The sequence below is a fragment of the Levilactobacillus acidifarinae DSM 19394 = JCM 15949 genome (genome assembly GCF_001434835.1).
Lineage (GTDB): Bacteria > Bacillota > Bacilli > Lactobacillales > Lactobacillaceae > Levilactobacillus > Levilactobacillus acidifarinae.
Window position 1 is genome coordinate 52,625 of the sequence record NZ_AZDV01000005.1, and the last position, 21,873, is coordinate 74,497.

Annotated in this window: 21 protein-coding genes; 10 read left to right on the forward strand and 11 right to left on the reverse strand. The window is 54.5% G+C overall.

From position 1 onward, the window contains the following. Positions 1-35: 35 nt before the first annotated feature. Together FD25_RS02550 and FD25_RS02555 are read right to left on the reverse strand one after the other, a co-directional pair. Positions 36-1,214, reverse strand: a complete 1,179-nt coding sequence (locus FD25_RS02550) for an NADH-dependent flavin oxidoreductase (RefSeq protein WP_057801021.1) — start codon at positions 1,212-1,214, stop codon at positions 36-38. Continuing rightward, positions 1,211-1,501, reverse strand: a complete 291-nt coding sequence (locus FD25_RS02555; protein ID WP_057801022.1) for a hypothetical protein — start codon at positions 1,499-1,501, stop codon at positions 1,211-1,213. Before FD25_RS02555 ends, FD25_RS02550 begins: the two co-directional genes overlap by 4 nt. A 179-nt stretch (positions 1,502-1,680) precedes the next feature. Between FD25_RS02555 and FD25_RS02560 the strand changes: the two genes are divergently transcribed. Beyond that, positions 1,681-2,004: an ArsR/SmtB family transcription factor gene (locus tag FD25_RS02560; protein WP_057801023.1), complete on the forward strand. Its 324-nt coding sequence runs from the start codon at positions 1,681-1,683 to the stop codon at positions 2,002-2,004. Beyond that, a complete protein-coding gene (locus FD25_RS02565) occupies positions 2,004-3,002 on the forward strand; it encodes an NADP-dependent oxidoreductase (RefSeq protein WP_057801024.1) in 999 nt (332 codons plus the stop codon). The genes FD25_RS02560 and FD25_RS02565 overlap by 1 nt, the downstream gene beginning before the upstream one ends. 52 nt (positions 3,003-3,054) lie before the next feature. Here FD25_RS02565 and FD25_RS02570 read toward each other — a convergent pair whose 3' ends face one another. Then, positions 3,055-3,447 carry a winged helix-turn-helix transcriptional regulator gene (locus FD25_RS02570; RefSeq protein ID WP_057801025.1) on the reverse strand — a complete coding sequence of 131 codons (393 nt, stop codon included), beginning with the start codon at positions 3,445-3,447 and terminating at the stop codon, positions 3,055-3,057. Between the two features lie 139 nt (positions 3,448-3,586). On the opposite strand from FD25_RS02570, the gene FD25_RS02575 reads away from it, so the two are divergent. Beyond that, positions 3,587-4,675 (forward strand): S66 family peptidase, encoded by a 1,089-nt coding sequence (locus tag FD25_RS02575; protein WP_057801026.1) that lies wholly within the window; start codon positions 3,587-3,589, stop codon positions 4,673-4,675. A gap of 93 nt (positions 4,676-4,768) precedes the next feature. Here FD25_RS02575 and FD25_RS02580 read toward each other — a convergent pair whose 3' ends face one another. Next, positions 4,769-5,767: a cation diffusion facilitator family transporter gene (locus tag FD25_RS02580; RefSeq protein ID WP_057801027.1), complete on the reverse strand. Its 999-nt coding sequence runs from the start codon at positions 5,765-5,767 to the stop codon at positions 4,769-4,771. A gap of 368 nt (positions 5,768-6,135) precedes the next feature. Here FD25_RS02580 and FD25_RS02585 point away from each other — a divergent pair, with 368 nt between their 5' ends. After that, the gene (locus FD25_RS02585) at positions 6,136-7,308 is read left to right on the forward strand and encodes an iron-containing alcohol dehydrogenase (protein WP_057801028.1); all 1,173 of its coding nucleotides are present in this window, start codon (positions 6,136-6,138) and stop codon (positions 7,306-7,308) included. Positions 7,309-7,618: 310 nt separating this feature from the next. Here FD25_RS02585 and FD25_RS14465 read toward each other — a convergent pair whose 3' ends face one another. After that, positions 7,619-7,705, reverse strand: a complete 87-nt coding sequence (locus FD25_RS14465) for a putative holin-like toxin (protein ID WP_146999917.1) — start codon at positions 7,703-7,705, stop codon at positions 7,619-7,621. 242 nt (positions 7,706-7,947) lie between these two features. Between FD25_RS14465 and FD25_RS02590 the strand changes: the two genes are divergently transcribed. The 3 genes from FD25_RS02590 (at position 7,948) to asnA (ending at position 10,858) form a co-directional block, all read left to right on the forward strand. Then, the gene (locus FD25_RS02590; protein ID WP_057801029.1) at positions 7,948-8,607 is read left to right on the forward strand and encodes an HAD family hydrolase; all 660 of its coding nucleotides are present in this window, start codon (positions 7,948-7,950) and stop codon (positions 8,605-8,607) included. 93 nt (positions 8,608-8,700) lie between these two features. Next, positions 8,701-9,324, forward strand: a complete 624-nt coding sequence (locus FD25_RS02595) for a hypothetical protein (RefSeq protein WP_057801030.1) — start codon at positions 8,701-8,703, stop codon at positions 9,322-9,324. Between the two features lie 526 nt (positions 9,325-9,850). Then, positions 9,851-10,858 carry an aspartate--ammonia ligase gene (gene asnA, locus FD25_RS02600; protein ID WP_057801031.1) on the forward strand — a complete coding sequence of 336 codons (1,008 nt, stop codon included), beginning with the start codon at positions 9,851-9,853 and terminating at the stop codon, positions 10,856-10,858. 80 nt (positions 10,859-10,938) lie between these two features. On the opposite strand, the gene FD25_RS02605 is transcribed toward asnA, so the two are convergent. The 5 genes from FD25_RS02605 to FD25_RS02625 form a co-directional block, all read right to left on the reverse strand. After that, positions 10,939-11,178 (reverse strand): hypothetical protein, encoded by a 240-nt coding sequence (locus tag FD25_RS02605; RefSeq protein ID WP_057801032.1) that lies wholly within the window; start codon positions 11,176-11,178, stop codon positions 10,939-10,941. 148 nt (positions 11,179-11,326) lie between these two features. Beyond that, a complete protein-coding gene (locus tag FD25_RS02610; protein ID WP_057801033.1) occupies positions 11,327-12,685 on the reverse strand; it encodes a sugar porter family MFS transporter in 1,359 nt (452 codons plus the stop codon). A 171-nt stretch (positions 12,686-12,856) separates the two neighbouring features. Then, positions 12,857-13,678, reverse strand: a complete 822-nt coding sequence (locus FD25_RS02615; protein WP_057801034.1) for a Cof-type HAD-IIB family hydrolase — start codon at positions 13,676-13,678, stop codon at positions 12,857-12,859. 122 nt (positions 13,679-13,800) lie between these two features. Next, positions 13,801-14,997, reverse strand: coding sequence for an MFS transporter (locus tag FD25_RS02620; RefSeq protein ID WP_057801035.1), 1,197 nt, complete (start codon positions 14,995-14,997; stop codon positions 13,801-13,803). 100 nt (positions 14,998-15,097) lie between these two features. Then, a complete protein-coding gene (locus tag FD25_RS02625) occupies positions 15,098-16,315 on the reverse strand; it encodes a condensation domain-containing protein (protein WP_225428532.1) in 1,218 nt (405 codons plus the stop codon). A 128-nt stretch (positions 16,316-16,443) separates the two neighbouring features. On the opposite strand from FD25_RS02625, the gene FD25_RS02630 reads away from it, so the two are divergent. From FD25_RS02630 to brnQ, 3 genes are all read left to right on the forward strand, one after another. Further along, positions 16,444-17,004: an acyl-CoA thioesterase gene (locus FD25_RS02630; RefSeq protein ID WP_057801037.1), complete on the forward strand. Its 561-nt coding sequence runs from the start codon at positions 16,444-16,446 to the stop codon at positions 17,002-17,004. 106 nt (positions 17,005-17,110) lie between these two features. After that, positions 17,111-17,758 carry an NAD(P)-dependent oxidoreductase gene (locus FD25_RS02635; protein WP_057801038.1) on the forward strand — a complete coding sequence of 216 codons (648 nt, stop codon included), beginning with the start codon at positions 17,111-17,113 and terminating at the stop codon, positions 17,756-17,758. Positions 17,759-17,857: 99 nt separating this feature from the next. Then, the gene (gene brnQ / locus FD25_RS02640) at positions 17,858-19,198 is read left to right on the forward strand and encodes a branched-chain amino acid transport system II carrier protein (protein ID WP_225428534.1); all 1,341 of its coding nucleotides are present in this window, start codon (positions 17,858-17,860) and stop codon (positions 19,196-19,198) included. Positions 19,199-19,858: 660 nt separating this feature from the next. Here the strand turns inward: brnQ and mnmG are convergent. Next, the gene (gene mnmG / locus FD25_RS02645) at positions 19,859-21,769 is read right to left on the reverse strand and encodes a tRNA uridine-5-carboxymethylaminomethyl(34) synthesis enzyme MnmG (RefSeq protein ID WP_057801040.1); all 1,911 of its coding nucleotides are present in this window, start codon (positions 21,767-21,769) and stop codon (positions 19,859-19,861) included. Positions 21,770-21,873 lie beyond the last annotated feature (104 nt).

A 21,873-nucleotide genomic window follows, 5' to 3' on the forward strand; every position in this document is an offset into this window, starting at 1 on the left:
CCCGGCACGGCAAACCTAAATTTCAGCGCTCACGCCTACATCTTCTTTTCGAACCCTTCCATCGGGGCTGCCTGGTTCTGATAGTTTTGCGCGGTCGCCGGGTCATCGGTAAAGTGCATCACCGAATAGAAGGCCCCCCGCAAATAGTCCTGCATGGCCCGGGGAATCTTTAACTCGTCCATGGCACTCGGCGATAATTGGTAACGCAAGCTGGCCTCGTCACCGGCCGCGACCTTTTGGACCCAAAGTGGTTCGCGAATCAATTCTCGTCCCATCGCTACCAGGTCAGTCCCCAGCCCTAAGACCGCCTCGGCATCCTGCGGCGTCTCCACGGAACCCACGCCCATCAGCGGTTTGCGGCCGGCTAATTGCCGACTGATCTTGGTCAGAATCGGTTCGTGATCGGTCTTGTCGTTGAGCGACGTCCGGTGCGCCGACCCCATCGACACGTGGACGTAATCCACCACGGAATCCCCCAACATGTCGACAAACGCCAACGAGTCGGCCAAACGAATCCCTGGCGTTTCGATTTCTTCCGGCGAAATTCGGTAGCCTAACAGAAACGGCCGGTCGGCGTATTGGTCGATTGCCGCGTGGGCACTGGCAATTACGGCCTTGGCGAAGGCCATCCGGTCGCTGCCCCACTTATCGGTCCGTTGATTCGAGTTCGGGGAAAAGAACTGCTGCAACAGGTAGGTGTTGGCGCCGTGCAGCTCTACACCATCAAAACCGGCCGCAATGGCCCGCCGCGTAGCCGCGCCAAAGGCGGTGATGATCTCGTCGATTTCGTCGGCACTTAACGCCCGGGGCTCCTGTGAATCGGCGGGAAAGGCCGCCGTCACCGCACTCGCGCTGACCGGTTGTTGGCCGCGTAAGATCGAATCGTTGGATTTGCGCCCGGCGTGGAAAATTTGTAAGACCGCCTTAGTGCCGTTTTGCTTCATCGCGTGTGCCAACGCCGTTAAGCCCGGAATATCGCTATCGTTGGCAATGGAGAGTTCCCCCTCAAAGCCCTTGCCACTGGCGATCACGTTCGCCACTTCACCGATAATCAGGCCTAAGCCCCCGGCCCGCGCCCCGTAAAAATCAATTTCGTCGTTGGTCACGTGGCCATCGTAGAAGCTCGACATGGTCGTCGTTGGCGACATCGCCAACCGGTTCTTTAGCGTCAGGCCGTTGTTAAACGTATAAGGTTGCATGAATGTATAAGTCATTTCGGTTCCTCCCGTTGACAGGTCAAAATTTGTTGTAAGACGGGGCGCAGGCTCTCCCCAATTGGGGAAAGTTGCCAGGCCCATTGTTCCACGTGAAACACAATCAGGTGTTGTCGCCACAGGTGCCAGCACGCACGAATCCCACAGCGACGATCCTTGAGTGGTAGCTGACGCCACAGAGCCCAACCGCTTTGCGGGCTCGTGGTCAAACTCAAGAGAATCCGCCACTGGGCGGGACACGTGATCAGGGTGCGGACCACCCGTAAGCCAATTGGATCGTTGGTCATCAGCCACCTCCTTGACCCTTAGTCTACCGGCTTACGCGCAGAAAAAAAGAAGGCACTTTAAAGTGCCCCGATTCACCAGCCCCCAAAACCGTTTGCTTGCGAAATCATTTGAATTCCGGTAAACTAACGCTATCGTTTAAAAGATTAAACCTTCAAACCAATCAAAAGGAGACCTTTGTATGACCCCCCGCGAACGCACCACCGCCGCCTTTCAGGCAACGACTCCCCTCTTCAGTGTCCTGGCCGATACTTATCGTCAACAGCTATTACTCGAGCTCGGGGCCCATCCCGAAGGCCGTAACGTCACGGACCTTACCACGAAGATGACGTTGTCCCGACCAGCCGTTTCCCATCATTTACAGCTTTTAAAGCAAGCCGGACTGGTCACCGTCAAAAGACAAGGCACCCAAAACTTCTACGTGTTGACGCTCGACGAGTCGATCACTCAGATTCGTGCCCTGTTAGACCTGTTAGAAACCAATTGCCTGAAGGGAGATCACTAATGCAAGCCGTCCAAGTAACCCACTATAATCGCGAACACTGGGTCGCACTGACCGACGTCCCCGAGCCCCAAGTCGGACCAGACGACGTCCTAGTGGAAGTTAAGGCTGCCGGGGTCAATCCGGTCGACGTTAATTTTGCCACCGGGGTGATGTGCCCCATTCTTCCCACCAAGCCGCCCTTTACGTTAGGCAACGAGGTGGCCGGTACGATCTTATCCTTAGGCGCCAACGTGACCAACTTTACCGTGGGCCAAGCCGTTTACGCTCGGCTACCCCACGACCAAATGGGCGCCTTTGCCGAACGCGTGGCAATCGCGGCAAGCGCCATCGCGCCGATTCCGGCGGGTTTCACCTTCGAACAAGCCGCCGCGGTGCCGTTGACCGCCTTGACCGCCTACCAGGCCCTGACCGAGGAACTGTCTTTACAGCCGGGCGACCAGCTTTTTCTGCCCGGTGGCGCCGGGGGACTGGGAATGTTTGCCATCCCGTTTGCCCGGAAACTCGGTCTGCGCGTGACGACCAGTGCCAGTCCGCACAACGCCGAACGCCTAAAAGCCTTGGGCGCCGAGCAGGTACTCGATTATCACACCACCGATTTCGCCAACGTTCTCCACGACTTTGACGCCGTGATCGATACTCAGGGACGGGCCGCCATCCCCGATGAGCTAAAGATTTTGCGCCGCCACGGGACCTTGGTTTCCCTGTCTGCGCTGCCCGACTGGAAGTTCGCCGGCCAACACGGGTACTCGTTGCCCCGGCAGTTCATCTTCGGGGCCGCCGGCTTAGGCCTGGACCTCCAGGCGAGCCGGCAACACAAACAATACCGGTTCATGCTGATGCACCCGGACGGCGCTCAGCTAGGCCGCATCAGCGATTGGCTGACCGAACTGCACCTCACGCCCGTGGTCACGGCGACCTATTCGCTGGCCCAAACACAAGCCGCGCTCGACCGCGTCGCCGCCCACCAAACCGCTGGTAAAGTGGTCATTACCCTTTAAAAATACGCTAAAAGGCGTCCCATCAACCGACGGGGCGCCTTTCTAATGGTTTCTAATTGGCTTGTAAGAGGTGTTCAAACCCGGCGTGGTCGTTCTGGACCCGGACATCGCTGACGCCCGACTCCCGTAATTCGTCGACGTGGTGTTCCCCCCAGATCGACATCTGGACCAACACGGTGCCCAGTGATCGGCCCATCGTTGTCAAGGTGTAGACCACTTTGAAAGGAGCCCGGTCGCCATAGACCTGGCGTTGGACGATCCCATCGTCCATCAATTCACGTAATTGTTGGGTCAGGACCTTTTGGGAGATTTCCGGGAGTTCCTGACGTAAATCGCAGGTGCGTTGGGGCCGCACGCTCAGGTGGCAGAGCAGTTGGGGTTTCCACTTACCACTGATCACGTCTAACGTGGCTTCTACGCCGATATTGTAAGTCTTTTTCGCCATTTTCCGGTTCCCCCTGTCGTTTTTTACTAGTTTAACCGGTCAACGCCGCTTTGACGAGTAGGCACTTTTTGGTAACCCTTGGCAAAGACCGGTCCCAAGCGTAGACTGGAAGCTAACTTTTTCGCTTGGAGGGATGTTAATGTTCAAACCAGAACCATTGCATCGCGGGGACGCGGTCGCCATCGTCAGCTTATCGGCCGGCACGTTAGGCGAACCGTTCGCCGCCCACGAATTACAGCGCGGCCAGGAACGGTTACGCCAGCTCGGCCTGACGCCCGTTTGTCAGCCCAGCAGTCTTAAGGGGGCTGCTTACCTAGCGGCGCACCCCGCGGCCCGAGCCGCCGATCTCAAAGCGGCCTTTCTCGATCCCCAAATTCGCGGCATCGTCTGTGCCATCGGGGGCAACGATACCTACCGCCTGGCCCCGTTTCTCCTCGACGACCCCGACTTTCGGGCGGCCATTTTAGCCCATCCTAAGCTGTTCACCGGCTTCTCGGACACCACGGTCGACCACCTGATGCTTTACCAGTTAGGCTTAACGACCTACTACGGGCCCAACCTCTTAAACGATTTAGCCGAACTAGGCCCCGATTTATTGCCGTATACGGCTGAAACGCTCCACCACTACTTCATTAACCCCGCCACAACGCCCATCACCAGTAGTCCCGTCTGGTACCAGGAACGCACCGACTTCTCGCCGGCGGCCCTCAACACGCCCCGAATCAGTCATCCCGAAACCCGGGGCTACCAGGTCTTGCGGGGTCACGGTCAGGTCACCGGTCCCCTACTAGGCGGCTGCCTCGATAGCCTGAACAGCCTACTAACCGATGCCCGATTCCCCGACGAACCTCAAGTTAACCACCGGTATCACCTGCTGCCCAGCGCCACCGAGTTTGCGGGCAAGCTGCTCTTTTTAGAAACCAGCGAGGAAAAGCCGACCCCCGCGGCCTACCGCACCATGCTGGAAAACCTTAAGGCCGCGGGAATCTTAGGGGCCGTGGCCGGCATCATCACGGGTAAACCCCAAGACGAGGCCTACTACGATGACTACTGTCAGGCCTTGAAGACCGTCACGGCCGACTTACAAACGCCGCTGATGGCCAACCTCAACTTCGGCCACGCCTACCCCCGCACCGCGTTACCGTACGGCGCCAACGCGTGTCTTGACTTAGACCAGGCCACCCTGACCGTGACGGAGCCCTACTTCGCGGGACCCACGTACTCATAACTCACCGAAAAAAGCGCTGACAAACCCGGATAAGGTTGCCAGCGCTTTTTTTGCATGGTCGCGGTATTCGTAACCTTAAAATCCGTGCTATCTTTAGACTTTTTCTCGGTCAGCGTCCGTGGCCGGGACCGCCATCACGTCGGTATCGACGATTCCGAATTGCCGGCGCATCTGGGCCTCAATCTCCTCACCCAGTCGGTAACTATCCTGAACCTGCATGTGCGCGTCGACGGCGATGATCACGTCTAACGTCACCATGTTCCCGCTGTAGTGGGCCTTCAATTCTTCAACTCGGACCACCTGGGGTTGCTGTTCGATGGCCGTTTTAAATTGAGCCTCCGCCTGGGGATCGAAGTAATCGGCCAGGTTTAGACTGCTCTCACGGAAGATCTTGATGCCCGCCGTTAAGATAAAGAAACCCACGATGATACTGGCCACGCCGTCGAGCCAGGTGACTTGAAACAGGAGCGCGCCACCAATGGCGACCAACGTGCCCAGGCTGGTCAACGCATCGCTTAAGCTATCCTGCGCCGCCGCAGTCAGCGCCGCGTTATTGAGTTTGCGGCCCCCCTGGCGGTTAAGCCACCAGACGACCAGCATGATGACCATGGCGATGGCCGCCCCGGCCAAGGTGATGGGGCGCGGAATCTCCTGGGTTGCCGGTTTGACCAGACTCTTCAGGCCCCCATAAATAACGCTCACGGCGATGGCGATCATCACGATCCCCGTAATCATGGTGAAGACCGTCTCGTAGTGAAACCGCGTCAACTGGAGCCGTTGCCCGTTTTTTTGAATATCTTGCGGCAGGGGCTCCCCCATCAAGTCATCGTCGTGAATGTCGCGGGCAATAAAGATGCCCACCAGCAAGAGTGCCGCCGAAATGATCCCCGCGAGATTGTTGAAGGCGTCGGCGCGTAGTGTTTGGGAATGTCCAATAATCGCCAGATAAAATTCAATCACCGAAATTAACAGGTACGCCCCCACGTTGAACCACAGGTGATGTTGCGCGCTGTGTAGTTTTTGTAACTCTTCAGCCTGAATAGTTTGCCAAGCGGCGTTTTCCGCCTGACGATGTCTTTGTAATTCTTGCATGTCATTCCTCCCATGGCCACGATTACTCGCCCCCATTATACCCACTTTCACAACCAAACCGCCCCTAAAACTTTGGGGTCGTCCACGAACTTCTTACTCAGTCCGTGAAACCTGATTTCAGCCCCGACTCGGTTAAATGAAAACAGTTTGTTTAGCTTTTCCTTAATACTTAGTTCCGTTGAAAACGACTTATAAAAAAATTAAAATTGGCGCAGCCCTAGGGCCAACCGCGATAGCCGCCCCTTTTAACGCTCACTTTACAAACTTTTTAGTGAAACCGGTTGCGAACTGTAAGCCTATCGGTTATAATTACGTTGTGAAATAGGTATCAAAGATTTTCAAAACTTCCGAAAGAAGGCATTTGTAGAATGGCTGAACGTAGTTATGATTTTCTGATGCCCAGTGTCAACTTTTTTGGCCCTGGTGTAATTACTAAAATTGGTGAACGTGCAAAGATGTTGGGGATGAAGAAGCCCGTGATCGTTACGGACAAATTCCTCGAAGGTTTAAAGGACGGTGCCGTTCAACAGACCTTAGCGTCATTGAAGGCCGCCGGGGTTGATTACGTGGTTTACAACAACGTGGAACCCAATCCAAAGATCCGTAACATTAAAGAAGTGAAGAAGCTCTACCAAGACTCCGGTGCCGACTCCATCATCACGGTTGGTGGTGGGTCCGCCCACGATACTGGTAAGGGTGCCGGGATCATCTTGACCAACGGTGACGACATCACCAAGTTGGCCGGGATCGAAACGCTCGACAAGGCCTTACCACCATTGATCGCCGTAAACACGACTGCCGGGACCGGTTCCGAACTGACCCGTCACGCCGTCATCACCAACGAAGAAACCCACTTGAAGTTCGTGGTTGTTTCATGGCGGAACATTCCGTTGGTCTCCTTCAACGATCCATCGTTGATGTTAGACGTGCCAAAGGGCTTAACGGCCGCTACTGGGATGGACGCCTTCGTGCAATCCATCGAACCTTACGTGTCCGTTGACCACAACCCAATCACCGACTCTCAATGTGTGGAAGCCATCAAGTTGATCGAAACTTCCTTACGTGAAGCCGTTGCCAACGGTCACAACCTGGAAGCCCGGACCAAGATGGTCGAAGCCGAAATGTTAGCCGGGATGGCCTTCAACAACGCCAACTTGGGTTACGTCCACGCCATGGCGCACCAATTGGGTGGCCAATACGACGCGCCTCACGGTGTCTGCTGTGCGCTGTTACTCCCATACGTGGAAGAATACAACATCATCGCCTGCCCAGAACGGTTCGCTGAATTAGCCAAGATCATGGGTGAAAACACCGACGGCTTATCCACGCGTGACGCTGCCGAATTAGCCATCAAGGCCATGAAGCAGATGAGCCAAGACGTTGGTATTCCAAAGTCCATCAAGGAAATCGGTGCTAAGCCAGAAGACTTCGAACTGATGGCTGAAAACGCCTTGAAAGACGGTAACGCCTTCTCTAACCCTCGCAAGGGGACCAAGGAAGACATCATCAAGATCTTCCAAGCCGCTTACGACGCTGAATAGTCTAAAAATTTAAGTAGCTGTAGTCATGCCGTCAAGACTGAAAATTCAATCGTTACTACCGCAAACTACAACTTAAAATGGCCCGCCAAGTCGTGATTAATCTTCACTTGGCGGGTCTATTTTGATCCCATCATTGGCCCATAGTCTCTCGTTGAATCAAGCAAAAAATTGCTGTATACTGAGGATATTCAAAAGGCTGATGCGTGAACACCAGCCGAATATGCAAGCCGCTTCAAAGGCGGTGGCAATTTAGTTAAACGACATTAGGTCGTCCCGTAACTCGCCAAAGTTATGAATCGGGGCGGCTTTTTTAGTTGCGTTTGTCGATGTATGTCAGCAACGCAATTAAAAACGTGCCAAACAGTAGCATCAACGAGAGTGCCTGAAAAACGCTCATTAGCTGTGAAACCCTTTCTAAGATTATTCCGAGTTCCCATCGGCATCACCTCACCGGGAAAAGACAGCCACCGCCCGTGAAACTTCTCGCCTGGATATTATATCACGTTTTAACTATTCCTAAAGTCTGGGTAAGGGTGCATTGACTGCACTAACGGTGATTTACTCGATTATCGCCACTTAAAAATTATTGATTTATACTAGAATTAAATCAATTCATTAGGTAACGGAGGAGACTACTAGATGTCTGAAAAATTTTTAACCTTTGACTGTTACGGTACCCTACTAAACGAAGAGGCCACCTACGCCGCCATCGAAACGGCGGCCACCAAAATTGGCGTAGCCCCCAAGTTGGCCCGCCAACGCTTCATCGCCTACCAGGACGACCGGAACAACATGCACCCCTACCTGGATTACGCCGTCTTGACCCGCAACAATCTAATTCATTTGGATTACCAATTCGGCCTAGACCATCAATTTGAACGCTACTACGTCGACGTGTTGATCGCCCACCGGAGCCTGACGCCGTTCCCCGAGGTGATTGCGACACTCAAAACCCTTCAACAACGCGGCTACCACTTAATCATGATGTCCAACTCCTCCTGGGACATCATTGACGCGAACGCCGCGGCGTTGACCGTGCCCTTTGACGTCTGGACCGCCGAAGACGTGCACGCCTACAAACCCGATTTACACTTCTTCCGAACCATCGCGAAGGAATACGGCTTAACCGCCACTAATCACTGGCACATCGCCCAGGGCTACGCCAGCGACATCGTCCCCGCCGACCAATTAGGCTGGCCGTCCATCTGGGTCAACCGCGACCAGGCCACCCCGACCACGGCGGCCCGTCCGACCCACATGGTGCCGATGTTGGACCAGGCTTTGCCCTTCCTGCCCTAACTGACAACGACGACCACTTGCGGGTGGTCGTTTTTAATTTAGCTGCTCAACCATTGTGGTACACTCAAAACAAAAACTGTCGAGGTGTTGCCCATGGTTGCCTTTATCGTGGCCCTATTCTTTATCAAATTCATCCGGGATCAATTCGAGTTCAGTTCGATCAACCGCCTGAGCTACTGGATCATCCCCATCTTCTGTTGCTACCAGTTCATCCGGACCTTCCGCTGGTCACCGCTTAACGGCGGCTTGACCCTGCTGATTCTCCTGTTAGCCCTCGCCATCGGCCGCTACCAGGCCCGCCACACGCGGGTACGCCTGGAAAAGACCGGGAGTCAATACTTCCGCGACACCTTAGGCCACGAGGTTCCCATCTACAAGAAGGTCATTACGGCCCAGGGTGGCCGCCAGTACCTCTACGGGTGGCTCGCCGTTCTAATCATTCAACTGGTCCTAGAAGCCACCTACCTCCACGAGGTGCTGACCCCAGGCAAGGTTTTCGAAGAAGCGACCACCGAGGTACTCGCCGACGTCCTCACCTTCTATCGTCTGACCGGGGCCAGTCATGGCAGTTGGATCCTTTGGGCGTTGACCGCCTTTTCCAGTCTAGCCTACACCCTCCTGTTGGCTCGGAAATCCCCGTTAGCCAAGCAGGCACTCTTCGGTGAACGCAAGTACGTGAGCGTGACCGATCCCGAAGAAACGAAGCATTCTGCCTAGACCAATCCATCTAGGTATAGACCAATTGCTGGCGAATTTTAATCACTTTTTTTCTAGACCCGAAGATTGACCGGAAATCCCCGTCAAATCTAGGGAATTTCCGGGGTCTCCGTCCCTAGTTTTTAATTAAAAATTAGCCATAAATCTAATTATTTTCAAATTTACCGTTTACTTTTTATTTCATAGTGCTATTCTATTGGCAACAAGATAAAAGCGATAAGAAAGCAGAGTAAGCTTCTTCACCCTGACAGTGAATTGGGACTAGTGAAAACCCAACCCAGACCTTGAATTAGCTGAATAACCCTTTCTTAAGTTTCTGGCTGAAATCCCGTGCGGAGAGTAGGTTTAGACGTTGACCGGTACGTTACCAACGGTGGAGCATGGTTGTGCTCTTGTTTGAGGTGGTCTATTTGAGATAGGCAATCTGGGTGGTACCGCGAAAAGTCTTTCGTCCCTGTATTTAGGGATGGAAGACTTTTTTATTTTGTCAAAACTAATGATTTTAAATTTTAAGGAGTGTGCGCTTATGGACTTAATTATTCCCAAGGACTACGATCCAAAATTAGACGTGATTGAAACACAAAAGGCAATTCGTTATATTCGTGAAACCTTCCAAGATGAATTTGGGAAGGAAATGAATTTAACGCGGCTCTCTGCGCCCATGTTTGTTGAAAAGGGCACCGGATTAAACGATAACCTAAACGGGGTCGAAAAGCCGGTTTCCTTCACCATGCAAGACATGCCGGGAAAGACCATTGAAATCGTCCACTCCTTAGCCAAGTGGAAGCGCCTGGCCTTAAAGCGGTACGGCTTCAAGATGCACACCGGTCTGTACACCAACATGAACGCCATCCGCAAAGACGAAAACCTGGACAACATTCACTCGATCTACGTCGACCAATGGGACTGGGAAAAGATCATCGCCAAGGAAGAACGGACCACGGCGACCCTCGAAACTACCGTACGGACCATCTTCAAGGTCATCAAGCACATGGAACACGAGGTCTGGTACAAGTTCCCTAAAGCGGTCCATCACCTGCCCGACGACATCCACTTTGTTACGACCCAGGAACTCGAAGACGAATTCCCGACCTTAACGCCTAAGGAACGTGAAGACGCCATCACCAAGCGTTACGGCGCCGTGTTCCTGATGCAAATCGGGGGCAAGTTGAAGAGTGGCAAGCGCCACGACGGCCGGGCACCCGACTACGACGACTGGCAATTAAACGGCGACATCCTCTTCTGGTACGAACCGTTACAACACGCCTTAGAAATCTCCAGCATGGGGATCCGGGTCAGTGAAGACTCAATGCGCGCCCAATTAAAGGACGCCGGCGCCGAAGACCGGGCAACCTTACCGTTCCACAAGATGCTGTTAAACGGTGAACTCCCTTACACCATCGGGGGCGGGATCGGCCAGTCTCGGCTGTGCATGCTCCTATTGGGCAAGGCTCATGTGGGCGAAGTCCAAGCCAGCGTTTGGCCCCAGGACATGATCGACACCTGCTACGCGCACAAGATTCAAATCCTCTAACCTAAATTAGTCATGTAATCATCTAAAAGAACGCCCAACTCAAAAGCGAGTTGGGCGTTCTTTTAAGCTACTAGGTAAGTTTACGGTTCTAAGTGGTGGGCGCGTTGCGTTTGGACCCGGACCACGTGTTGGTAGTGCCCTCGCACGGCCGTGGGTTCGGTCTCCGCCACACTAGCTACTACCGCGGCCGTATACGCCGCCTCGTTGGCCGCTAACGCCGATTTAGGCCCACGAGCGCTCGCCGTTGCGGGCGTGGTCAGGACGCTTAGCCCGACTAAGGCCACGGTCAGCACCCCCACTTGTTTCATCCACTTTGTCATATTGTCTGCTCCCTCTCTTTTTGCCAATAGGAAACTACTTTACCATATCATCGGTCGCTTCCCATTGGTCATTGTGGCCAAAAAAAGAAACGACCGTTGTCCCGCTCGCAGTCGGGGCACCCCATCGTTTCTCGAAATAATCGTTAAATTAGTTGTCGTGCCGTAAGTCCATTTCGATCTGTTCCAGCGACTTGCCCCGGGTTTCGGGAACCAAGTAGTGCACGAAGAACAGCGATAAGACGGCGAACACGGCGAAGATGGCAAACGGGCCACCCACGTTGTTATGGAAAGCATCCAGCAGGACTAAGAAGAACTGGGACACTAAGAAGTTCCCAATCCAGTTGGCCGCAGACCCGATCGATGAGCCAATCCCCCGGACGCTCAACGGGAAGATCTCCCCGATCAGAACCCAGGCAATCGGGCCCCAGGAAATGGCGAACCCGAAGATGTAGATACCAATCAGGATCATGGTTGGAATGGCCGTCGCGTGAATGCTCATGGTAAAGTTCATCACGGCGAGAATCCCCAGTGAAACGGCCATGACCACGGAACCAAAGGTCAGCAGCTTCTTCCGGTCGAACTTATCCATGATAAACGTAGCCAAGATGGTAACCACAAAGTTAACGATCCCAATCCCTACGGAAATCCAAATGGCGCTGTTTTCGGCAAAGCCGAAGCCTTTAATGAAGACTTGGGGCAAGAAGTAGATGACCGAGTTGATGCCGACTAACTGCTGGAGCAACATGATGCCCACGGCCACGATCACGGCCGGCCGGGCAATCGTAAAGAGCATCTTGATGCCCCCCTTAGGTTGGTGGGCCACCTTTTCGATGTCTTGTAATTCGTCTTCTGGATTAACGTCACTATTCTGTCGCAGGTAGGTCAAGACGTCGCGGGCCTCGTCGACCTGTCCCTTTTCCACCAGGTAACGTGGCGATTCGGGTAACAGGAGTCCCCCGATCAGTAACGCGGCGGCTGGAATCAGCGCGGATCCTAACATCCACCGCCAGTCCCGGATTCCCATCAGGTTATGCCCCAAGAACCCCAGGTTAGACACGTAGGCCAACAGAATCCCTAAGGTAATCATCAGTTGAAACATGGTTCCCAGTGACCCCCGCCGGTCGGCCGGTGCTAATTCGGCCAGGTAAGCCGGCGTTAACGCGGAAGCCGACCCAACGGCCAACCCCAAAATGATCCGGGCAATCACCATGGACACGAAGCCCACGGCCACCATCGATAACGACGACCCCAGTAAAAAGAGGATCGCGGCTAAAATCAATAATTTCCGCCGACCGTAACGATCGGCTAACGGCCCAATTGAAAGCGCTCCCACTGAAGAGCCGATTAAAACGGATGACGTGATGAAACTCGTTTGGGCAATCCCTAAATGAAAGTTTGATTCAATTAAGGGAGAAGCCCCCGAAATAATCCCCGTATCGAACCCGAATAAGAGTCCTCCCAAGGCGCCAAAGATAAAAATAAATGCTGTACTCAATCGGTGTTGCATCGTTGCCCCACTCCTTCGTTCACAATTTGCATTATTAATATAAAACTTTTCATCGTGATTGTAAACGTTTTCAAATAAATATTTTTATCTTCCAAATTAAAAACCCGCTTCCCCATGTTTCCATGAAAAATCGGGTTTTAGAAAACTGGTCTACTAGACCAATTTCTGAAATTAGACTAATGTGGCTAAAACGTCCAAGACCCCTTCGGCGTTATTAGTCCCGGTATGGTGGGTAACCTGCGCTTTCACGGTCGGCGTGGCGTTGGCCATCGCGTACCCGTACGGGGTCAGGCGCAACATGCTTAGGTCGTTTTCATTATCGCCAAAGGTCATGATCTCGTCGTCGGCAATCTGGTACTTCTCCTGCAACTGCCGTAATCCGGCGGCCTTATTGACCGAGCTTTCACTGATCAGCTCGGTGTTAAAGCCCGACGTTTGACTCGCCAATTCGGTGGGTAACGCCTGCCGCAGGGTGGTCATCACCCGGTTAAAGTCCACGGACGGCTGAAAGGTCACCCCGATACTGGTGATCTGGTCGTCCAGGCGCTGCGGCGTCACGGTCGGCAGGTCGCTGACCAACTGCAGGTGGTCGTAATAGTGGTGCGTTAGGTCGTAAGCGGCCTGAGAAATCTGGTCGTCGACGTAGGCCGATTTGACCCCCACCACGATGTGCTCGGCAATGTCCGTGGCGGCAAACTGGTGGTTAATCACGTCCAAGGTCGCCGCTACGGCAGCGGTTGGCATGGCCGTGATCATTAGGGGCCGCCCGTTACTGTGAACCACCGCACCGTTTTGGGAGACGAAGTCCATTTGCTGTTGAAATTCCTGGAATTGCGTTTGGAGTCGCTGGTACTGAGACCCGCTGGCGGCCACCACCCGAATCCCTTGCGCCCGTAACCGAGTCAGTAGGTCCGCAAACCGGGCGTGGTTATAGGTGTTCTGGTCGTTGAGAAACGTGCCGTCCATGTCAAACGCGACTAATTTAATCGTCATGCCGTTGCCTCCTTAAAAATCATCAGTTTAGCATACCACAAACCGTCATGTGGTTTCACGATTCAGCCCAGAAAAAAACGGGGATACCGACCGCGGCATTCCCCGTTACTTCCTATACTAAGTTAGTCAGCCGATTCAGTAGTCAGCTGGGCCGGTTCGCCAATAATCAAATGACTGATCACGGCCAGAATCAAAAAGCCCGCGGCCACACCGCACACGCCCGACCAACCGGCCTGACTCCAGGCCCAGGTCGCGCTCAACGTGCCGACGGACCCACCCAGAAAGTAGCTGAACATGAAGACGGAATTGTTGCGGCTACTAGCCTTACGGTTCAACGACTGCACGATCGCCTGATTGGAGACCTGACTGAATTGCGTCCCTAGGTCCAGTAAGACGATGCCGACGATCAGTCCAAGTAACCAGGCGCCTACTCCCCAGAAAATCACGAAGGCCACGCCCGAAAAGACCATGCTTAAGCCAATGGTCAGCCGTGGGGACCGTTGATCGACGAGCGTTCCAATCAAAGGCGCCGCCAAGACCCCCGCAATGCCCAGGAGGCCCAACAGTCCGGCCACGTTACTGCCCAAATGATATTGGGCGGCCAGGTAAAAGGCCAACGTCGACCAAAGGACGTTGGACATCCCGAAGAGGCAAAATCCGTTAATTGCCGAGCCGCGCAAGGCCCGTTGCCGGAAGAAGAGCCGCGGTAACGTCCGAATCACCGGCCAATAACGCAGGTCTTGATGCCCCCGCGCATCGTGGGGTAACCGGTAGTGGACGATTACCAGAAAAATCAGGTCGATGACCGCCGCAATCAGGTAGATGTCCTGCCACGGTAGCCAGCTTCCGAGTAAGCCGCTGAAGGACCGCGACAATAGAATTCCGGTCAACAGGCCGCTCAACACGATGCCCAGGACCTTGCCCCGCTGTAACGCGGGCGCCAGATAGCCGGCGTAAGGAATGATGAGTTGTGGGGCCACCGAGGTGATGCCCACCAGCGTGGTCGCCACCGCGAAGACCCCGGCGTTCGGGGCCCAGTAGGCCAATAACAGGGACCCGATCGATAACAGCATCATGACTTGAATCAGGTGATAGCGGTCGAAGATATCGCCTAGGGGCACGATTAATAATAGGCCAAAAGCGTAGCCCAACTGAGTGACCATCGCTAAGGCCCCGACCACCGCTTTACTTAACTGAAAATCCGTGGCAATCAAGTTTTCAATCGGTTGAATGAAGTTTAGATTGGCCACGATGACCCCCGTCACCACCGCCATCAGTAAGATGGTTCGGCGTGACAGGGTGGTTTCTCTCTTTTGCATGCAAAAACCTCCTGCGTAAAGTTTAGACTTTTGCGGGGAAAAAGAAAACCAACGAAAACATGACGCAAAAAAACGATCCGTCACCGGACCGTTTACTCGTTTAATGGACCCACTGAGTCAACTGGGTCGCCACGTTCTTTAAAATTTTAATCCCAAGTTGGTAATCGGGCTCCGACCCCAGCATCCGAAAGGCCAGGGTCCAAGCATCCCGGTACCCGCTAGCCGTTAACTGAAAGTAGGGCATGGTCTGGTAGGCCCCGGCGAAGTAGACCTGAGAAACCCGGCTACCGGCAAACTGTAACCGTGCTTGGTCGATGCGACCGAAGTTGGCAAACGAAACGGCCGCCGTTGGCCGATATTTACTGGCTAACCGGCGGACAATCTGCGGGGGTAAGGCCCGGCTCATCCGGTTAATTTCCACCAATGGTGTCAGGTAGGCCAATTGGTCGTGCAGCTCGGATAGGGTGGCTTGAACCTGCTGGACCACGTCCGCTAAGGTCGCCAACTCGTTGACCGTAATGGGGATGGGCATCTCGCTGGTTAAGTTGGCCACCTGAACCACGTTGGTCGCCGCCACGGGACCGTGGAGACGTAAATCGACCTGCGCCGGAATGACCAAATGACGACTGCCCGTCAACGTTGCTAGCGCTAAGGCGTAAGCCGCCAGAAGGACCGCGTTAAGCGTCACCCCACTTTGCCGAGCCTTTCGTTGTAACCGTTGAGTCTCTAACCGCGAAATCACGGTCTCCCCGTGATGGTGGTGGACGTCCCCACGCAACGTGGGAAAGGGATCTCCCGGTTGCATCAAGTCAGTTAACGACGGCAACGGCCGGTGCGGGTGGCGTAAATAGCTGACGAGGCGGCGCCCACTCCGTTCGTTCACGAACCGCGTGAGGTCATCCCCCGCATAAGCCGCCGACAACAGGTAGAGGTAATGTTTGAACCCTTCACCATCGGTCAGTAGGCGACTCATGGCCAACCGAACCCGGTCGTACCCCGCATGGTGAATGACCTGAATTTTTAGTTGGGGACCCGCTAACACATCGAGGCGGACCCGCTCGGGATCGTGGCTGGCCGGATATTCGTCGATCACGGGTTGCTGCCCGGACGGCTCGTCCACTTCAAACCGGTTCCAGGTCACGTTATACCGCCCTTGAATCTGAGGGACCACGGTTTGGGTCGCCCGGACGGCGGCTTGCAGCCGGTCAACGTCAATGGGCTGCGTCAGACTCAGCGTGCATTCCAGTAGCGGCCGGATCTGGGTCAAATTCAACGTTGGCATTAAGTCCAACGGTTCACCATGATAATTCACCCTCATCACCCCTTCAGTTCTAATTGCCCCCAGTATAGCAAAGCCACCGGTAAACCTCCCCCTAAACACTTGAGTTATTGTGAAAAATTAATAATCCTGTAACTTCTCGGCATTGACCGGGCTGCTCTGGTAGAATGGAGATAGCGATTTCACAAACTCATGAGGTGATTATTTTGTCAACGTCTCAACCGATAACCTGCAACCAAACCTTAATGGTCACAACTCACCGGGTCTTCGAACCCGATTTAAACGAACACCAAACCGTCTTCGGGGGAAAGATTCTGTCACTGGTCGATGACAGTGCTTCGGTCGCCGCAGTCCGCTTGACCCACGCAACCGTGGTCACGGCCGCCTTTGACCACGTCAACTTTCTGGCCCCCTTCCGCCTCGACGATTCTTTGTGCCTCGAGGCCTACGTGACCGGAACCGGAAAACGTTCCTTGGAAGTCTTCGTCAAGGTGATTGGCGAAAACCTGACCACCGGGAAACGGTTCTTAGGCTTCACCTGCTTCATCACCTACGTCCTCGATAATCCGGACGCCCCGGCGCTCCCCAGCATCCAACCGGAAACCGACGAACAGTGTTACCTGTGTGCCGGCTATTCGCAACGTTACCAGGAACGCCGCACGCACCGCGCCGGCGAACGTGAGTTGACCCAGCACCTTACGCTGACCGCTCCCTGGTTGACGGATTAGGGATGTTTCACATGAAACATTCGGGGCAAATTCCCGCCTAAATTCTTGGTTTTCGTTGGGGAAGTCATTATACTAATCCCATCGTTAATTAAGGAGGAATTCGTTCATGAAGATTCTAATTATTGGGGCGACGGGTATGGCCGGCTCTGCGTTAGTCACCGAAGCGCTCGGCCGGGGCCACCAAGTTACCGCCCTGGCTCGCTCGACCGAAAAATTGGCCCAACTGCCAACCAACGACCAGCTGACCACCAAGGTTCAAGACGCCTTTGCGCTAACGACGGCCGATTTGACCGCCTACGATGCCGTGATTGACGCCTTCGCTACGGCCCCGGCGCAAGCTTACCGCCACGTTGACCTGGCCACACACCTCGTGGCCCAACTACGGGACACGACGACGCCCCGGTTAGCCTTCATCTTGGGCGCCGGCAGCCTGACTACCGGTACGGACCATCACTTATTCGTCCGCGATATCGAACAGGACCCGCAAGCGGCCGCCTTCGTGAGCGTTCCCCAAAATCAATTGGCCGAATTGACCTTCCTGCGCACCGTGACTAACGTCAACTGGGTCGGCGTGTCACCGGCCGCAAATTTCCATCCGGGTCCAGCCGTTCCCGCCATTCAGGGAACCGACGAGCTGTTGGCCAACGCGCAGGGGACTTCCGGGACCTCCGCGGGAACCATGGCCGTCGCCATTCTCGACGAATTGACCACGCCCAAGCACCACCAAACTCGCTTTACCGTGGCCGACCGTTAAACCGAAACTTCACGCTAGTCCGTTTTGGGACTAGCGTTTTTATTTTAATTTGCTAAGATAGTAGGGGTTTTACACTTTAAAAAGAAAGTTGCGATTATCTTGAAAACACGTCTTACCTGGCGGGAAACCGGGTTTATCGGCACCATGCTCTTTGGGCTATTTTTCGGTGCGGGTAACCTGATTTTCCCCATTTACCTGGGTCAACAAGCCGGCAGCCACGTTTGGGCAGCCATCCTGGGGCTTCTCCTGACCGGGATTGGTCTGCCCCTCCTTGGCGTTACCGGCATGGGCCTGACGCGCAGTGCCGGCGTCTTCGACCTGGCCAGTAAGGTCAACCGGCCGTTTGCTTACGCCTTTACCATCCTCCTCTACCTGACTTTAGGCCCCTTCTTCGCCGTTCCCCGGTTAGCCACCACGTCCTTTCAAATCGGGATTGTCCCGTTTGTTTCCACCGGGGCCCAACCGGTGACGTTGGCCATCTTCTCGGTAATTTTCTTTTTCATCGCCTGGCTACTTGCCCGGCACCCGGGGAAACTCATGACCTACATCGGTAAGTGGCTGACCCCCCTCTTCTTAGGTCTACTGGCGATTATCATGGGGGCCGCGTTACTTCATCCTTTAGGGCCAATTAGTGGCGCGGCTCACGGTGCCTACGCCACCAGCCCCGTGTTAAGCGGGTTTACCGAAGGGTATAACACCATGGATGCCTTGGCCGCACTGGCCTTTGGTATCGTGGTCATCGACAGTATTCGCGCCCTCGGGGTGACGGATTCTCGTCAAATCGCTCAGGACACGATCAAGGCCGGGACCATCAGTATGGTCCTGATGGGGGTCATCTACACCCTGCTAGCATTGATTGGGACCATGAGCCTGGGACACTTTGCCCCGGCCGCCAACGGGGGCGTCACGTTGGCGCAGATTGCCCATTACTATTTCGGCACCTGGGGCAACGTCCTATTGGCCTTACTAGTGATCATCGCCTGCTTAAAAACAGCGATCGGGCTGATTTCGGCGTTCGGGGACACCATGCACGACCTGTTTCCCCGGATTCCCTATAACGTCTTGACCGGACTAGCGGCCCTGTTACCCTGCCTCTTCGCTAACGTAGGACTGACGCGCCTAATTACCTACTCGACGCCGGTCCTGATGTTCCTGTATCCGCTGGCGATCGCCTTGATTGTCCTGGCGGTCCTCTCGCCCCTACTAGGAACCTCCCGGTGGCTTTTCGGATTTACGATTCTGTTCACCCTGTTGCCGGCCATTGGATCCGCGGCGGGTTCACTGCCCACGAGTTGGCAAGCGACCGGCTGGTGCCAAGCCATTCTCACGGCTAACGCCCATCTACCCTTCGCGGCCAACGGTTTTAGCTGGGCCGTCCCCGCCTTGGCGGGCGTTGTGCTCGGCTGGATTCTCGCCCGCCTGCATGGTGAGCGGGCCTAACGACCACTAACCAACCGAACCGGACACAAAAAGCGGCACCCCCTCACCGGGTGCCGCTTTTCTTTTGGGATGAGTGGGTGATCACCACCACTCATGGCGATCACCCGATGTATGGGAAGCTAACCGTTAACGGGAATGGACACTCACGGTCCACTCCCAGTTAAGCTAATGAACTGCTACCGATGAATCACGGGTCTCTTCCCTCATGCTGGTCGAGAACCGTCATCCTCAAGCAATGCTCCTCCTCAGTTCATTTCCCGCAGTGTTGACTCCAATGAAGGTCGCCGGAATCTCGTCCGCGCCCCATGGCGGTACACGATTACCAAAACGAATGGCCATCAACTGCCATGCCAAACAAATTGTGATTATCCCCGTCAACCACAATTCTAAGCGTTGTCCCGTCATCGTGGAGCTTCGGCAGTGGCCTTCACCGTTACTGAATCATTCACTGTGGTTATTAGCATACCAACGCCATGTTTCATTTTTGCAAAGACCTTGTAAATTTTTTGTATATTATAGATCCGTGCACGTCGGGTTTAGCCAGAACCAAGTGCCCCCCTAGTTTCAGCTGATTATTCGTTTTGTTATTAATAAATGATTATTAGTAATAAAAAAGGTGACTCACTTCGGCATCGTGTGAGTCACCTTTTTCACTTTCAATTACTTAGTTTTCGCGATCTTTCCCTGTTCGATGTAGACACTCAGGATCGCAATATCGGCGGGGTTGACCCCACTGATCCGACTGGCCTGGGCCAACGTCTCGGGTTGAATCTTCTTTAACTTTTGGTGCGCTTCCGTCGCTAACCCGTCGATGGCGTCATAGTCGATGTTCGCCGGAATTGCCTTGGCTTCCATCCGCTTCAACTTGACCACGTTTTCCTCAGCCTTCTTGATGTAGCCGGCGTACTTCAAGGAAATCTCAATCTCCTCGACGATGTGCCGGTCTAGTGGCTGCTCCGGTGCCGGAATGAAGTCCAGTAGCGCCTGGTAGTCCACGTACGGCCGGCGCAAGAAGACGGCGGCCGTGACCCCGTCTTGCAACGGCTTGTCACCATGACTCGCAATAAAGGCGTTGACGGCATCGTTCGGCTTGATGCGAATCGTATTTAACCGGTCGATTTCGGCTTGGATTGCGGCCTTCTTGTCCAGAAAGGCTTGGTAGCGCTCGTCACTGATCAGTCCCAGTTCGTGGCCCTTAGCCGTTAACCGCAAGTCGGCATTGTCGTGCCGCAAGATCAACCGGTACTCGGCCCGGCTGGTCAGTAACCGGTAAGGCTCCTTGGTGCCCTTGGTGACCAGGTCGTCGACCATGACCCCGATATAGGCGTCCGAGCGCTTCAGCGTGAAGCCTGGCTTGCCCAGGGCCCGTAAACCGGCGTTGATTCCGGCTAACAGTCCCTGACCAGCCGCTTCTTCGTACCCGGAAGTCCCGTTGGTCTGACCGGCCGTAAACAGGTTCTTCAAAATCTTCGTTTCCAAGGTTGGCCGTAACTGGTACGGTGCCACCACGTCATATTCGATGGCGTAACCGGGCCGCATCATTTGGGCGTCCTCAAGCCCTTGAATGGAGTGCAAAATCTTCTGTTGGACTTCTTCAGGCATCGACGTCGATAATCCCTGAACGTACCATTCGTCGGTGTTTCGGCCTTCTGGCTCCAAGAAGAGTTGGTGCCGCGGCTTATCGGCGAACCGGACGATCTTGTCTTCGATGGATGGGCAATACCGTGGCCCGACCCCTTCGATGACCCCCGTAAACATCGGCGCGCGGTCGAGGTTGGCCTTGATGATCTCGTGAGTCTTGGTGTTGGTGTAGGTCAACCAGCAAGACAGTTGGTTCTTCAGTTCCAAGTAGGCGCTATCCGGCGTCGTAAAACTAAAGTGGTTCGGCTTAACGTCGCCCGGTTGTTCCTCGGTTTCGTCGTAATGGATGGTGTTCCCGTCCACTCGTGGCGGTGTCCCGGTCTTAAAGCGTTCCAGCTCGAACCCGTACTTCGGTAGGTTGGCCGTCAACTTGTTAGCGGGTTGGGAGTTGTTGGGACCGGACGAATACATCAGTTCCCCGATGATAATCTTCCCGCGCGCAGCGGTTCCGGCCGCAATCACCACGGCCTTGGCCCGGTAACGGGCCCCGGTGTTAGTGATGACCCCCTTACATTCGTCGTCTTCCACGATCAAATCATCGACGATCCCCTGCCGTAACGTCAGGTTGGGTTCCTTTTCGATGGTGTGCTTCATTTCGGCGTGGTAAGCGTGCTTATCAGCTTGCGCCCGTAAAGCTCGAACTGCCGGTCCCTTCCCGGTGTTGAGCATCCGCATCTGCACGTAGGTCTTATCGATGTTCTTTCCCATTTCGCCACCCAAAGCGTCGATTTCACGCACCACGATGCCCTTAGCGGGTCCCCCCACTGAGGGGTTACATGGCATGAACGACACCATGTCCAGGTTGATGGTCATTAATAAGGTTCGGTTGCCCATTCGTGCGGCCGCCAAAGCGGCTTCGCTACCGGCATGGCCGGCCCCCACGACGATGACGTCGTAGTCGTCGCCGGGATATTGCTTTACTTCCGTCATGGTAATTGTTTCCCTCCATGCTTGAACTGATTAATTACCCGCTCAAGCGCCTTTTTATCGTTTAATATGCTGCTAAATTACTATCCACAAGGGGATAACTCGCC

Coding starts and splice junctions, on each gene's coding strand:
- FD25_RS02610 (WP_057801033.1), bottom strand. CDS start 12,685: ATGCAACACCGATTGAGTACAGCATTTATTTTTATCTTTGGCGCCTTG.
- FD25_RS02615 (WP_057801034.1), bottom strand. CDS start 13,678: ATGACGATTAAATTAGTCGCGTTTGACATGGACGGCACGTTTCTCAAC.
- FD25_RS02635 (WP_057801038.1), top strand. CDS start 17,111: ATGAAGATTCTAATTATTGGGGCGACGGGTATGGCCGGCTCTGCGTTA.
- FD25_RS02590 (WP_057801029.1), top strand. CDS start 7,948: ATGTCTGAAAAATTTTTAACCTTTGACTGTTACGGTACCCTACTAAAC.
- FD25_RS02630 (WP_057801037.1), top strand. CDS start 16,444: ATGGAGATAGCGATTTCACAAACTCATGAGGTGATTATTTTGTCAACG.
- FD25_RS02595 (WP_057801030.1), top strand. CDS start 8,701: ATGGTTGCCTTTATCGTGGCCCTATTCTTTATCAAATTCATCCGGGAT.
- asnA (WP_057801031.1), top strand. CDS start 9,851: ATGGACTTAATTATTCCCAAGGACTACGATCCAAAATTAGACGTGATT.
- FD25_RS02580 (WP_057801027.1), bottom strand. CDS start 5,767: ATGCAAGAATTACAAAGACATCGTCAGGCGGAAAACGCCGCTTGGCAA.
- FD25_RS02575 (WP_057801026.1), top strand. CDS start 3,587: ATGTTCAAACCAGAACCATTGCATCGCGGGGACGCGGTCGCCATCGTC.
- FD25_RS02560 (WP_057801023.1), top strand. CDS start 1,681: ATGACCCCCCGCGAACGCACCACCGCCGCCTTTCAGGCAACGACTCCC.
- FD25_RS02620 (WP_057801035.1), bottom strand. CDS start 14,997: ATGCAAAAGAGAGAAACCACCCTGTCACGCCGAACCATCTTACTGATG.
- mnmG (WP_057801040.1), bottom strand. CDS start 21,769: ATGACGGAAGTAAAGCAATATCCCGGCGACGACTACGACGTCATCGTC.
- FD25_RS02570 (WP_057801025.1), bottom strand. CDS start 3,447: ATGGCGAAAAAGACTTACAATATCGGCGTAGAAGCCACGTTAGACGTG.
- FD25_RS02550 (WP_057801021.1), bottom strand. CDS start 1,214: ATGACTTATACATTCATGCAACCTTATACGTTTAACAACGGCCTGACG.
- FD25_RS14465 (WP_146999917.1), bottom strand. CDS start 7,705: ATGAGCGTTTTTCAGGCACTCTCGTTGATGCTACTGTTTGGCACGTTT.
- FD25_RS02605 (WP_057801032.1), bottom strand. CDS start 11,178: ATGACAAAGTGGATGAAACAAGTGGGGGTGCTGACCGTGGCCTTAGTC.
- FD25_RS02555 (WP_057801022.1), bottom strand. CDS start 1,501: ATGACCAACGATCCAATTGGCTTACGGGTGGTCCGCACCCTGATCACG.
- FD25_RS02625 (WP_225428532.1), bottom strand. CDS start 16,315: ATGAGGGTGAATTATCATGGTGAACCGTTGGACTTAATGCCAACGTTG.
- FD25_RS02565 (WP_057801024.1), top strand. CDS start 2,004: ATGCAAGCCGTCCAAGTAACCCACTATAATCGCGAACACTGGGTCGCA.
- FD25_RS02585 (WP_057801028.1), top strand. CDS start 6,136: ATGGCTGAACGTAGTTATGATTTTCTGATGCCCAGTGTCAACTTTTTT.